General features: G+C 44.7%; 12 protein-coding genes and 1 pseudogene. 8 read left to right on the top strand and 5 right to left on the bottom strand.

What is annotated here, in order from left to right:
• The first annotated feature begins 283 nt into the window (after nucleotides 1-283).
• From petA to HUX64_RS13220, 5 genes are all read left to right on the top strand, one after another.
• Nucleotides 284-883, top strand: coding sequence for a ubiquinol-cytochrome c reductase iron-sulfur subunit (gene petA, locus HUX64_RS13240; protein WP_174626696.1), 600 nt, complete (start codon nucleotides 284-286; stop codon nucleotides 881-883).
• Complete coding sequence (locus HUX64_RS13235; protein ID WP_174626695.1) at nucleotides 880-2,301, top strand: cytochrome b; 1,422 nt, start codon at nucleotides 880-882, stop codon at nucleotides 2,299-2,301. Before petA ends, HUX64_RS13235 begins: the two co-directional genes overlap by 4 nt.
• A gap of 1 nt (nucleotide 2,302) precedes the next feature.
• Nucleotides 2,303-3,043 (top strand): cytochrome c1, encoded by a 741-nt coding sequence (locus HUX64_RS13230; protein WP_174626694.1) that lies wholly within the window; start codon nucleotides 2,303-2,305, stop codon nucleotides 3,041-3,043.
• A gap of 147 nt (nucleotides 3,044-3,190) precedes the next feature.
• Nucleotides 3,191-3,796 carry a glutathione S-transferase N-terminal domain-containing protein gene (locus HUX64_RS13225; RefSeq protein ID WP_217426535.1) on the top strand — a complete coding sequence of 202 codons (606 nt, stop codon included), beginning with the start codon at nucleotides 3,191-3,193 and terminating at the stop codon, nucleotides 3,794-3,796.
• A gap of 10 nt (nucleotides 3,797-3,806) precedes the next feature.
• On the top strand, nucleotides 3,807-4,184 hold the full coding sequence (locus HUX64_RS13220) for a ClpXP protease specificity-enhancing factor (RefSeq protein ID WP_174626692.1): 378 nt from the start codon (nucleotides 3,807-3,809) through the stop codon (nucleotides 4,182-4,184).
• 82 nt (nucleotides 4,185-4,266) lie between these two features.
• On the opposite strand, the gene HUX64_RS13215 is transcribed toward HUX64_RS13220, so the two are convergent.
• Nucleotides 4,267-4,767: an NUDIX hydrolase gene (locus HUX64_RS13215; RefSeq protein ID WP_174626691.1), complete on the bottom strand. Its 501-nt coding sequence runs from the start codon at nucleotides 4,765-4,767 to the stop codon at nucleotides 4,267-4,269.
• A 130-nt stretch (nucleotides 4,768-4,897) separates the two neighbouring features.
• Between HUX64_RS13215 and HUX64_RS13210 the strand changes: the two genes are divergently transcribed.
• Nucleotides 4,898-5,464 (top strand): c-type cytochrome, encoded by a 567-nt coding sequence (locus tag HUX64_RS13210; protein ID WP_174626690.1) that lies wholly within the window; start codon nucleotides 4,898-4,900, stop codon nucleotides 5,462-5,464.
• 162 nt (nucleotides 5,465-5,626) lie between these two features.
• Complete coding sequence (locus HUX64_RS13205; RefSeq protein WP_174626689.1) at nucleotides 5,627-7,870, top strand: fused MFS/spermidine synthase; 2,244 nt, start codon at nucleotides 5,627-5,629, stop codon at nucleotides 7,868-7,870.
• 425 nt (nucleotides 7,871-8,295) lie between these two features.
• Here HUX64_RS13205 and HUX64_RS13200 read toward each other — a convergent pair whose 3' ends face one another.
• The 4 genes from HUX64_RS13200 to HUX64_RS13185 form a co-directional block, all read right to left on the bottom strand.
• On the bottom strand, nucleotides 8,296-10,614 hold the full coding sequence (locus HUX64_RS13200; protein WP_246247019.1) for an MMPL family transporter: 2,319 nt from the start codon (nucleotides 10,612-10,614) through the stop codon (nucleotides 8,296-8,298).
• Nucleotides 10,595-11,116 (bottom strand): outer membrane lipoprotein carrier protein LolA, encoded by a 522-nt coding sequence (locus tag HUX64_RS13195; RefSeq protein WP_246247018.1) that lies wholly within the window; start codon nucleotides 11,114-11,116, stop codon nucleotides 10,595-10,597. Before HUX64_RS13195 ends, HUX64_RS13200 begins: the two co-directional genes overlap by 20 nt.
• A gap of 440 nt (nucleotides 11,117-11,556) precedes the next feature.
• A complete protein-coding gene (locus tag HUX64_RS20480; RefSeq protein WP_425484267.1) occupies nucleotides 11,557-11,691 on the bottom strand; it encodes a nuclease-related domain-containing protein in 135 nt (44 codons plus the stop codon).
• Complete coding sequence (locus HUX64_RS13185; protein WP_174626687.1) at nucleotides 11,679-11,978, bottom strand: hypothetical protein; 300 nt, start codon at nucleotides 11,976-11,978, stop codon at nucleotides 11,679-11,681. The genes HUX64_RS20480 and HUX64_RS13185 overlap by 13 nt, the downstream gene beginning before the upstream one ends.
• 86 nt (nucleotides 11,979-12,064) lie before the next feature.
• On the opposite strand from HUX64_RS13185, the pseudogene HUX64_RS13180 reads away from it, so the two are divergent.
• Nucleotides 12,065-12,697, top strand: a pseudogene (locus HUX64_RS13180) (transposase).
• Nucleotides 12,698-13,023 lie beyond the last annotated feature (326 nt).

The following is a 13,023-nucleotide window of genomic DNA, read 5'->3' as shown; positions in this document are numbered from 1 at the left end:
AATCAGCAGGGTGCCCGTTTAAACGTGCTGGCAATATAGCCATTGCTCTACTATTAACAGCGCTGATTTTTTATACGCCTTTCGTTTACAAACTGATTATCCTATGAGCTTCATAGGTTTAGATTCCGGGTGCGGAAGGGATATTAAAGTTTGTCATTGTAAACTCATACAATTCAGCATAAGTACTTCAAATCATATCAGCGCTAATGGTATATTGATGACCGATAACACTATAAAAATAATGTGCATTTGAAGCACGAACCAAATCAGGAGGGTTTCAATAATGAACAATGAAGGCGTCGATAAGTCCAAACGCCAGTTTTTGACCTCGGCTTTAACCGTGGTTGGCGCAGTCGGTACCGGTTATATAGCTGTTCCTTTTCTTGCTCAAATGCAGCCCAGCGTCAAGGCGATGGCAGCCGGAGCACCTGTTGAAGTTGATATCAGTAAAATCGAGCCCGGCCAATTACTCAGGGTTGCCTGGCGAGGAAAACCGGTCTGGATTCTTAATAGAACTCCTACCGTTCTTGAAACGCTCAAAACGCTGGACGACCAGCTCAGGGACCCTCTTTCTCAGGAATCCATACAACCGCCTTCGACCAAAAACCCTGTACGTTCAATTAAACCTGAAATTTTCGTTGCCGTCGGTTTATGCACTCACTTGGGCTGCTCTCCTACTTTTCGCCCGGAAATAGCCCCAAAGGATCTGGGCCCTACCTGGAAAGGCGGCTTTTTTTGCCCCTGCCACGGCTCCCGGTTTGATCTTGCAGGCCGTGTATACCGCGGCGTGCCTGCGCCTACTAACCTCGAGATCCCGCCTTATCGTTATGTATCCGACACTCAGCTGATAGTTGGTGAAGCCACAGAGGGAGCAAGCGCATGAAACCTACACGTCTAACACTGGTTGGTAATTGGATTTTAGACCGGTTTCCGCTGACCAAGCTCTGGAATGAACATATGGCGCATTATTACGCGCCCAAAAACTTCAATTTCTGGTATTACTTTGGGTCTTTGGCCTTACTGGTTTTGGTAATCCAGATTGTAACCGGCATTCTGTTAACCATGAACTACAAACCGGATGCCAAACTGGCATTCGATTCCGTGGAATATATTATGCGTGATGTTAACTGGGGCTGGCTGGTTCGCTACATGCACTCAACCGGGGCCTCGGCATTTTTTATCGTGATTTATCTGCATATGTTCAGGGGCTTGCTGTATGGTTCATTCAAGCAGCCCCGGGAACTGATCTGGATTTTCGGCATGCTGCTTTTTGTCGCCTTAATGGCTGAAGCCTTTATGGGCTACCTGCTGCCCTGGGGGCAAATGTCCTACTGGGGTGCTCAGGTTATTATTTCGCTGTTTAGTGCCATTCCTGTGATCGGAGATGATTTATCACTTTGGATAAGAGGAGATTATGTGGTTGCGGATGCAACCTTGAACAGATTCTTCGCCTTTCATGTTATTGCCGTGCCCCTGGTATTGGTATTGCTGATTTTCATGCACATTGTGGCTTTGCATGAAGTAGGCTCGAACAACCCCGATGGCATTGAAATCAAGAACAACAAAGATGCTAACGGCATTCCGCTGGACGGCATCCCTTTTCATCCCTACTATACGGTCAAAGACCTGGTGGGCGTTGCGGTATTTTTATTTTTTTTCGCTACCGTTATTTTTTATATGCCGGAAATGGGCGGCTATTTTCTCGAACCTGCAAACTTTATTCCGGCAGATTCGATGAAAACCCCTGAGCACATCGTCCCGGTTTGGTATTTCACGCCTTTTTATGCCATTTTAAGAGCCATACCTGATAAATTTGCCGGCGTTATCAGTATGTTTGGGGCGATAATTATACTGTTCCTGCTACCTTGGCTCGATAGAAGTCCAATAAAGTCAATCCGCTATCGCGGCGGCATCTATAAAAAAGCCCTGCTGCTTTTTGCAGTCAGCTTCCTGGTATTAGGTTATTTAGGCACCCAGCCTGCTACCCCAACCGCAGTAATTTTTGCGCGAATTTTCACCGCAATCTACTTCGGCTTCTTTCTGTTAATGCCTATTTATACCCGCTGGGAAAAACCCAAGCCGCTACCTGCTAGACTGACGGTTCCACCCGATCTTGAACAGCGCATTTCCGCCCTGAGAGAAATAGTTGAAGAAATTACGGTATTAAAACCCGTAACAGCCCCTCAAAACAGCGCTTCATCTTTCAACAGTTCACCCGTGCTCAGGAGAAGACCTAATCCCAGAGGTATTCTCAATGTCATCATTCGATTAGCAAAAAAATTAAAAGAGAGCCTCGATTGATATGAAAAAAATTATACCTTTATTTGTATTATTGGCCCTGTCTTCCGGAATTCATGCTTCCGAAGGTATGGAATTGCAACAAGCCGATATTGATCTCACCGACAACGCCTCATTACAGCGCGGCGCCAAACACTTTGTAACCTATTGTCTTGGCTGTCATTCGATCAAGCATATCCGTTATTTACGCATAGCCCTTGATATCGGCCTTGATGAAAAGAAAATGTTGAAAGATATTGCACCGGAAGGAGCAAGTATCTATGACCAAATGCATACTGCAATGAATGCCCATGATGCAGAAAGATGGTTTGGCATTCAGCCGCCCGATTTGTCATTAATTGCCCGCTCCCGCAGTCGTGATTGGATATACAGCTATTTAAAAGGTTTTTATAGCGATAAAACCAAGCAATTTGGCGTTAACAACACGGTTTTTGAAGCAGTCTCCATGCCCAATCCTTTTTGGCAACTGCAAGGCGAACAACAACCGCTTTATAAAACTGTAGACAGGCAGCAGGTTATTGATAAACTGATTATTAAACAGCCTGGCTTATTATCCGGGAAAGAATTTGACCTGCTGGTTAACGACCTGGTTAATTTTCTGGTTTATGTAGGAGAGCCGGTACAACTGGAAAGAGTCCATATGGGTAAATATGTGCTGTTTTACATCCTGATGTTTTTAGTTTTAGCCTATATGTTAAAAAAAGAATACTGGCAGGATGTTCATAGTTTCCAAAAACGAGAATAGGAAGTTCTCTAATTCTTTCAGCAACTTAAGTCTTCATAACTGCATCGGCCAAAAATTTGGCCGCCCATGCTATAATGCCTGTTTTAATCGTCTATACGTTCAAAGAGGTTGTTATTCGTGGCAAATATTATTACTCGAAAATCTGTAATGACGCTTTTTTCATCCCCGACCTGCGCGATGAGCCATTGCGCCCGCTTTGTTTTGTATGAGAAAGGCGTTGTTGCAGACATAGAATATTATGACCCCGCGGATCCGCCTGAAGACTTGCTTGAACTTAACCCCAACGGCACCTCGCCCACTCTCATTGAACGCGATCTGGTACTCTATGATGCGCGTATTATCATGGAATACCTGGACGAACGCTTTCCGCATCCGCCTTTACACCAGATGGACCCGGTTTCACGCGCAACAGCCAGAATGCTGATAAAACGCATAGACCAGGACTGGTATCAATCTCTGGATGAAATTTTATATTCAGGCGAGAAAAAATCAGCCCGGGCTAAAAAAATGCTCAAGGAAAGTGTATTATCAGCAGCTCCTATTTTTGCTGCGAGACCTTATTTTATGAGTGATGAGTTTTCTTTGATCGATTGCGCCATTGCGCCTTTATTATGGCGCCTGCCCGGTATAGGCATTGATATTGCGACAGCCGATGAAGCTATTACCAGTTATGCCCAGCGCATATTTAAAAGACCTGCTTTCAGGCGCAGTCTCAGCACATACGAAAAAGAAATGGCAGATACTATAAAATAACTATTTCAAAATGACATCTTTAAAACCCTACTTGATTCGTTCCATTTATGAGTGGCTCATTGATAACAATCTGACACCGCATCTTCTGGTCGATGCAGAAAATAGTAATGCCAGTTTGCCTCAGGAATTTATTGAAGACGGTAAAATCGTATTAAATATCCGGCCTGAAGCTATACAGGGGCTTTCTCTTGGTAACGAAGAAATTCAATTCAATGCCCGGTTCAGTGGCAAGCCCATGCATATCGCTACCCCCATAACAGCGGTAATAGCTATCTATGCCAAAGAAAACGGCAAGGGCATGATCTTTGATCATGACGACAATGAAGGAGATGAAACCCCGCCCGATAAAACGCCTCCGACAAGACCCAATTTACGTATTGTAAAATAGTAATTGTTTTGCTATCGCTCGTGTTTAGCAAAAAGTATCTATAGCCCCCGCCCCCATTAACAGTCAACTCCTTTTGCAATATTCAGCCGAATACAGAAAGAATATAATCTGTAGCTGCGGCATCAGCAGCATACAGCCCAGCCAGGCAATCTCCTCTAGACAAGCTATAGGTGCGACTAATAATTTCCGTCAGTCCTTCCACCACCTCATAATCATCAAGTTGCACCAAATTAATCCACTTAGCCTCGGCGACATCACTCTGCGCTATCGGTTCTGCACATTCCTGATCGATCAATAGCGCTAAAAAATCAATAATGACATAATGAAAGCCTTCAATTCGTCTTTCGACCACGGCGACAATATTTTTTACTTCAATATCCAGACCTGTCTCTTCTTTAAATTCGCGTTTACAAGCAATGGCCAGGGATTCACCCGCCTCCAGCTTGCCGCCCGGAATAGACCATAAGCCCATAGCCGGAGGCTGATTACGGCGGATTATTAGCACCTGATTCTGATTATTAAATACTATACCGCCCACGCCAATTGCGGGTACAGCTGATAAGTTTATATTTTTTATTTGCATGGCCTTCTCTTTTCGGGATATTTTTATTACCCCTTAATCTTTTTAGTTGTATAGTTAGCGCTTTTAAAAATTAAGATAAACCGTTCAGGATAGCCAAGCAAATAATTTAATCACTCTAACGAGGTGAACCATGGACTTAATAAAACCCTCTCTTATTTTATCTCTACTATTGGCCTGGTGTTGGACAACACCCGTTTTTGCGGCCGATACAGCAGCCGGCGAACAAAAAGCTGCTACCTGTTCAGGCTGTCACGGTCCGCAGGGTAAAAGCAGTAATGCACAATGGCCAAATTTAGCTGCTCAACAATCGATTTATTTAATTAATCAGCTCAAGGCATTCAAAAGCGGAAGCCGTAAAAATCCGTTAATGCAGCCTTTGGCGGCCAGTCTGAGTGAAGAAGATATCAATAACCTTGCTGCCTATTTTTCCAGCCAGCAAGCGGCGAAGGCGGGCGGCGATCCAACTCTGGCAAAATCCGGTCAGTCCAAAGCCTCTATATGCCTGGGTTGCCACGGCCCCTCAGCAGAAGGCAACGGCCAGTTTCCAAGATTGGCCGGACAACACCCGGATTACCTGCTGCAGCAATTGAAGAACTTCAAGCAAGGGTCGCGGGAAGGCGGGCCCATGCAGGCTATTGCGGCCAGTTTGAGTGAAGAGGACATGAAGGAATTGGCAGCTTATTTTGGCTCGTTATAATACCTTTCATCAGCACTGGTGCATTAGTAATGCCCAACATAAAAAAGGCGGTAATTCCGCCTTTTTTATGTCTGTAATTAATTCAGATAAACCCTGATCGTCACAAATACACTATCATTAGCTCATCAGTAACAATAGGCCGCAGAAGGCTATCTTAAAATAATGACCAACCATTCAGCAGCAAAAAGCGACCGTAATTTATCCCTCATATTCCTGTTTGCAACAACATTATTTATCAGTGCGGCATTAATGTTTGTTTTGCAACCCATGTTCGGAAAGACGCTATTACCCTTACTTGGAGGTTCCCCATCAGTATGGAATACCTGTATGGTGTTTTACCAAAGCATTCTATTTCTTGGTTATCTGTATGCGCACGCTATTTCTACACGCCTGAATCACCATCGTCAGATGCCGCTGCATGGTACTGTTATCCTAATCAGTCTTTTTGCCCTGCCTTTAGCCTTACCTGAAAACACTGCTCCGCCTACAGACAGCAATCCCACATTCTGGCTGTTATGGACTTTATTCCTTGCTATCGGCATGCCTTTTTTCGTGGTCTCAAGCACTGCCCCTCTGCTGCAAAAATGGTTTGCCAATGTCGGCCATCATACCAGTCACGATCCTTATTACCTGTATGCAGCCAGCAATGCCGGCAGCCTGATTGCATTATTGAGTTACCCTTTTCTGCTTGAGCCTAATATCGGACTGGTTAATCAGAAGGATTACTGGAGTGTCGGCTATTTAATACTGTGCGGCCTTATTGCAGGCTGTGCTTTTATATTATGGAAAACACAACAAAAAATCGTCTTTTCAGAAGAAGAGTCTGACGAACCTGATAATCTCAGTATTTACACTAAATTACACTGGCTGGCGCTGGCCTTTGTGCCCTCAAGCCTGCTTTTAGGCCTGACCAATTTCATCAGTACGGATATAGCTTCTGTACCTTTGCTGTGGATCATACCGTTAACTTTATATTTATTGTCTTTTGTAATCGTTTTTTCAAAATGGCGCATCAAAATACATTCTTTAATGGTTACCCTACAGCCTATGGTGCTGTTGCCGTTTATTGCCTATTCATTCATTAACCCTGCGATTGTTCCCTATTGGGTTGACCTGAGCTTGCACTTGCTGGCTTTTTTTATTGCGGTAATGGTATGTCACGGCGAGCTGGCCAAAATGCGGCCCCATACCCGGCATCTTACGACTTTTTATCTGATCATGTCATTTGCCGGCATGTTGGGCGGAATGTTTAATACCTTTGTCGCGCCTTTTATTTTCAATGCCGTCTATGAATATCCTATCATGATTGTGGCGGCGCTAATGCTGCGCCCCGGCATGAAGCTATCAATAACCCAGTACAAAACAGTCTGGTTGCGGCAACTAGCCTTCCTTGTTCTGCTATTAATTTCAGGGAGCGTTATTTATTTGAATATTGATGATTTGCCGCAATATCTCGATACCATCGGCGTCACTTTAATCCTGCTAGCCGGTTTAACTTATGCGTTCCGGACCCAGCCTTTCACTCTTGCCTTATTGACCGGCATCATTATCTTCTTTACTCTCGGGCTTCATGGTCTGCTGTCTAATACGCTTTATCAGAAACGGACTTTTTTTGGCGTGCTTTCCGTACGTCAAAGTGTATTAATCAATGAGCAAAATCAGCCTGAGAGGTATCATGAATTTTTTCACGGCACCACTAAACACGGCGCCCAGCGTTTATCGCCGAACTTTTCCCGAACCCCGTTAACTTATTTCAGCCGCCCCGGCCCGATAGGACAGCTGTTTACAGAATATGACGCCAATAACCAGAACTGGGATATTGGCATCGTCGGTCTTGGCGCCGGTACTCTGGCTTGCTATGCCAAAAATCGGCAAAACTGGACATTTTATGAACTCGATCCTTCAGTGGTGGACATAGCCCGCAACCCGGCCTATTTCACTTACCTGAGCCAGTGCAGCCCAAACGCCGCAATGCGCATAGGCGATGCGCGCCTGTCATTGGAAAAAGACCCGGATAAAAAATATGATTTATTCGTGATTGATGCCTTTAGCTCCGATTCCATACCGACCCATTTGTTGACGCAGGAAGCAATAGAGCTTTATTTCAAAAAACTGAAACCCAACGGCATCCTGGCGCTGCACATAACCAACCGCCATTTAGCTTTGAAGAAAGTATTATCAGAGCACGCCAGGCACTTGCACCTTGCCGCTTTAATACAGGAATTTAAACCTGAAAAGGAAATACCGCTGGTTGTTGCAACAGACTGGGTAGTCATGGCAAACAAACCAGAAATATTGGAGCCCTTACGTGAAAGTCAACTCGGCAACTGGCACAAGCTGCCTTTATATTTTAATTTAAGGCCCTGGACAGATGACTTCACCAATATTGTGACTATCTGGAAATGAAATTTTTGGAAAACTTATTTACGATCGCCAAAGCAACAAGGAAACATCCTCTTGGGGATGAAGCCAATGATCGGGACGAGGTCTGCACCCCGCTCCCATCCGTACCAAAAGCAACGATGCTGCGCTTTATGCAGGCGTACCCTGGCCTTCAGGCCGGGGCTCAAAGGCCGGCAAGGCGATTTGATTACACGCTTGGAAAAGATAAATTGAAGTTTAAACGCGGTAGCCGACTTAATAACCGTGGGCCAGACTCCCACTAACTCATCCTATTGAATAACTTTTTCAGGCACTGCACTAACAATGGTTTCACCAAGCAATTCGTAGAGGTCAGGCTTGCCCTATTCACCCCCGCTTAAGCGATATAACACAGGAGCGATTGGCAAAGAACAAGTAGATTTATCACAGCCGGGATTGTTGAGGTTTAATTATTCTGCCTTTAACCTACTCATCAAAGGCGCGCACATTAAGGCCGTTACTATGCCTATAGCCACGGTAAAACCAAAGGCATGAACGATCTCCGTAGAGCTTACCGACAATAAGCCGAAAGCCAGCAATGTTGTCAATGCTGATACGGTAACCGCTAGTGAAGTGCTGGTGCGCCTGTCTCCGGCCATGAAAAAAAACATCGCGTAATCGACGCCGATGCCTAATACCAGCAACAATGCAAATAAGTTAAACAGGCTGAACAGCTGCCCAAACCAGCCCAACATTGACAGCGCAACAGCCAATGAAATCAACGGAACAGATAGAATGCCCAAGGCCCTGCCCCAGCCAAATTTTAAGCCCAAACCCAGCCATACAACGCTGAAAGCGGAAACCAGCAAAGCGCTGGCTCTGATTCTATAACGTTTAAACAGCGACGATAATTTTTCAACCTGATCAACCCAAACCACGCCTGGCAAACTGTGCAGGGCAGCTAAAGCCGGCAAGTTTTTAATGCCGTTTAAGGCAACGATGCTTTGACAATGCCCTGACTGACAGCCAAGCCATAACTGCTGCTTTGATTCATCGGCAGTTTTCAGCCATTCCGGCAAGCTAAGTTCTTTGTGAGCCGAGCCGGCAAACTGTTTGAGTTCAGTTTTAACAGCTTCCTTACCAAATCCCAGCCCATTCATATACTGTTTGAGTAATGCCGAGTCATACAGTGTTTGTTTTAATAGACGGTAATTTTCCTGCTGCCTATCGGCATTAGGCCAATAATGACTGATACCCTCGTAATATTGCAATGCCTGTTGCTGTTTTAATGCTTCCAGGCTGTTAAGCAACTGCTGTTCATTTCGATGCCAGTCTTTCTGATCTGTCCCCGACACCAGAAAGAACTGACTATCCCGGCTTAGTGAAAGTAATTGCCGGATTTTATTGGCCGTTCTGGTTAATTCAGCCGGCGCGGATTGCAGCAAGCGGACATCATCCTGCGGTATCAACCGCCAGCAGCCGCCGGCTATGAAAACCAGCAAAACCAAACTTAACCAGCGCTTGTTTTTAAATGCCCAGGCCGGCCATTTTTGCTCCCAATATCCGGTCAATTTCAGTAAGCCAGGCTCATGATTGAATACAAATCCCTTCAACAGCAAGGGAAACAGCAACACCACGGTCAGCCATGCGACTAATAAACCCATAGCTGAAAATACGGCCACTTGCTGCAAGCCGGGAAAAGGTGAAAAACCTAAACCCGCATAACTTAAGAGATTGCTTATTAACCCGACAGTCAGGCCCGGTAAAATAAAATGCAGGCCCCTACGCGGGTTCCAGTTTTTTTCACCCAAACTATCGCATAATAAATGTTGCGCATAATCATCGGCAACGCCGATTAAACTTGCGCCGAATACCAGAGTAAGAATATGTATTTTGGTAAAAAACAAAATGCTGAGCACTAAAGCGGCAAACATGCCGCTGCCGATTGCAAGCGTTGACAGCAGCAAAGGCCTAGGGCTTCGAAAAGTCGCAAGCAGCAATAGAATAATACCCGCACTGGAGCCTATTCCAACCGTTGAGATTTCCTGTTTGGCCGAATGCGCGCCATAGGCTGTAAACAGCGGCATACCGGAAACCATCAACTCGCCGCCGCTCCCCTGCACATGTGCTGTCGCGCCATTGACCAGATTGAGTAAAATCTCCAATTTATCCAGCGGTAAATTGCTGTCTTCGAGGTCAGTCAACAGTAATGCCCAAAATTTATTAACATCATGCAAAATAACCATACCCTGTTCCAGATTCAGCTTGAGCGGATCTTGCGCGCTAAAATAACGGCTGAATAATAACAAGGGATCGCGTTCAAGATTGGCGGCTTGCATTTGTCCAAGCGGGCTGTAAAGAACTTCCCGTGTTTGCTTTATTAAATCGCTGGGATTATTGTTCAGCGTAATCCGCGTTTGCGCATCCAGCAACTGATAGCGATAAGGAAATAATTTCTGATACTGTTTAATATATTGCTGCTGGGGAAACTGCAATAACACCTTATTAAACAGCTTGCTTTGCTTCAATTGCAATTTAAGTTGTTGCGCCTGAGCGATGGCTTGTCGAGATGTAGCGGCTCCTGTCAGCCAGATCATTTCACGATTGATCAGTTCACTCTGCTGCTGAATGGCTTTGGCGATTTCAGGCTTTTGTTCGCTAGCCGGCAATAACGCCAAGAATCCGGTTTCCAGCCAATCTCTCGTCAGTACCTGAGCGCCAAGAACACTGATTACTATCATCCCCAGCAGCCAGATCCATGCGGTAACTTTAGGGTGATAAACGTTCAAAATCAGCTTCTTGTTCCGTTGTTAATTGTTCTGGATGCGTTATTTGACCGAAGTTAATGCGTGTTATATTGCCGTCGGCTTCCTGCATTTCCACTAACCGCAGCTCATTGTCGCCTGTCAGTAAAATAGTGGTGATTATTTTTTTCAATAATTCATCTTTAGGCTTGAGCTGTAACTGCCACGAGGGTTTTTGATCAAACCCCGTTATGGAAAAATCCTCGGTCAACCGGTTTAAATTACCGCCCAGTATTGAGTTAAATACCTTACCGAGTGCGGCCGGCACCGCCTGCTCGCCTTGAGAAGTCAACAGGCGGGACTCATTTACCAATAATATTGAAAACACAGGAGTTAAAGTCTTCCAGATCACGCCTTTGCTTTGATGATAAGTAAAGGCTCCGCTAGAAATTAAGGGTTTGCGTAAAATTTTTAGCCGTTTTTCTTGCTGAAAATTGCCCTGGGTAATTTCTGTTTTTGCCAAACGCGTAGTAATTTGAGCTAACACATCGTCAGCGTGACTATGATTAAACGAGAGTAAAAAAAATAGCAGTGCATTTAAGAATGCTAGTCCTGGACAGGGCATGTTATGACGTTTGTAAGGTCGCGTACATTATATAATAACGGCGAATTCAAAGGCTGGATGCGAGATAACTACCTTGGCCCGCATGAAGATTTCATTTAACATAATTCCTTATATATCTTGAAAGATAAAAAGAAACCATATTAATTTCGTGGTCGTTTAATTGGTTTTTACTGTTTCCAATAAACATTGGAAGAGCTTTTGGGTTTAACACTCACACTTCACTGATTTTAGCTTCAGCTGTCGTTTCAATATACCAGCCTGGAAAAACAACTACCGGTTTAATATTAAATTTACGGCCTGTGCTTTCATGAATTAATTCATTTAACCACCTTCCAGCGGCTTTAACTTAAGTAATAGGATTATTATTTTCGTTTTTTTCCGTTCAGTAAAATAGCATCCCCGTTGTATATGATTTTTGCTTCACCTTTATCCGGTTTACTGAACGTCTTTGTTTCGATGATATAAACACCGCTTTTGCAAATAACTACATGATCCAGATTAAAACCTTTGGCAGCAATATCGTGAAATACTTTGACACATTTTCTCTAAGTCTTTCTAAATATTGACCGACTGCTTTTTCTCCCTCACGGCCTTGTCTGAGTGTTAAGATTCTTTTCTTTACACGAAGTATTTTAACGGTGAAATATAAAACAGCAATTATCGCGATAAAAGAAACGAACAAAGGCGAAGGCGGGGTTTTAAAATACCAATGAATCCATTTCATCATTGCTGCAACTGTTAAGAACAGAGGAATCAAAAGATATAAGTCTGCATCATCAAGCATTAAATTACTGATCTGGTTATCAAGCGATTCTCCAGGATTTCTTCGAACCTGTTCAATATCTTCTAAATATATTTGATAACAGGGGCATGAGAAAAGTGTATCCCAGCGACATCAATCGAGAACAATTTGAACAGCTCAGGCCATTGCTGGAAAGTACCGGCAAGAAAACGCGTCCACGGACAGTCGACAGGTACGGCGCAGGCTGCCGAGCGATGTGCCGAACTGGCGCGGCTTGACTCAAACCGGGGCGCAGCGCCAAGACGAGCTTGTGCATCGTTGATGCTCAACGCGTCACAAACACCGATGGCGCCAGAGATAAAGCTTATGAAGCCGGCAAAAAGGTAGCGGGCCTCAAGCGTCATATCTTTGTTGATAGCGCAGCTTTGCCGCCTGCGATAGCGGTCACCACGGCCAATATCACCGATCACCTGGGGGCGCTGGAGGCCATTGCCCGGAACTTGACAGGCTTATCGAGGTTGCTTCGCTGTTAGGCGATGGCGGCTATACAGGGCAGCCTTTTGCTGAGGCCGGCGAGCATTCGCCAGGTGCCGCCGTACAAGTCCCCAAACGCCATGAGCTTCATAGCTTGGCGGTGCTTGCGCAATGGGGGGTGGTCGAGCGATTCTTTGCCGGGCTGGAAAAATACCGAACGCTTGCTTGACACCTGCTTACAATTTGTCAATTTGGCTGTCTTGGCGTTATTGCTGAGAAGATATTGAACAGATTCTTAAAAGTTTGGATGAGTCCAAAGTTGCAATATTACTTCTATAACAATATTACTTCTATAAAGAGACGGGCAAAATACACAACCTCAACTTTTAGCGATTATAACAACACATACTCATATTTCGTGTTAGAAATTAACTAAAGTTACATAGTGGAGCTTGCCGTGTATTTTATGAACTGCAATGCTCTATGCTTCTTCAAGGAGAATATTATGCGCAAGACACAGTTACTGGCTATTGCTACTTTCACCAGCTTAGGCCTTATCACATCCGTATCCGCTGCCCCCTACCAGGACGAGTCAGCGCCGGAGACTACTTCC

The organism is Candidatus Methylobacter favarea, from assembly GCF_902806695.1.
Lineage (GTDB): Bacteria > Pseudomonadota > Gammaproteobacteria > Methylococcales > Methylomonadaceae > Methylobacter_B > Methylobacter_B favarea.
The sequence above is the reverse complement of the archived record's forward strand: the minus strand, read 5'-3'. Positions and strand labels throughout refer to the sequence as shown.

Coding starts and splice junctions, on each gene's coding strand:
- HUX64_RS13215 (WP_174626691.1), bottom strand. CDS start 4,767: ATGCAAATAAAAAATATAAACTTATCAGCTGTACCCGCAATTGGCGTG.
- HUX64_RS13185 (WP_174626687.1), bottom strand. CDS start 11,978: ATGCTTGATGATGCAGACTTATATCTTTTGATTCCTCTGTTCTTAACA.
- HUX64_RS13225 (WP_217426535.1), top strand. CDS start 3,191: ATGACGCTTTTTTCATCCCCGACCTGCGCGATGAGCCATTGCGCCCGC.
- HUX64_RS13205 (WP_174626689.1), top strand. CDS start 5,627: ATGACCAACCATTCAGCAGCAAAAAGCGACCGTAATTTATCCCTCATA.
- HUX64_RS13210 (WP_174626690.1), top strand. CDS start 4,898: ATGGACTTAATAAAACCCTCTCTTATTTTATCTCTACTATTGGCCTGG.
- petA (WP_174626696.1), top strand. CDS start 284: ATGAACAATGAAGGCGTCGATAAGTCCAAACGCCAGTTTTTGACCTCG.
- HUX64_RS13235 (WP_174626695.1), top strand. CDS start 880: ATGAAACCTACACGTCTAACACTGGTTGGTAATTGGATTTTAGACCGG.
- HUX64_RS13230 (WP_174626694.1), top strand. CDS start 2,303: ATGAAAAAAATTATACCTTTATTTGTATTATTGGCCCTGTCTTCCGGA.
- HUX64_RS13220 (WP_174626692.1), top strand. CDS start 3,807: ATGACATCTTTAAAACCCTACTTGATTCGTTCCATTTATGAGTGGCTC.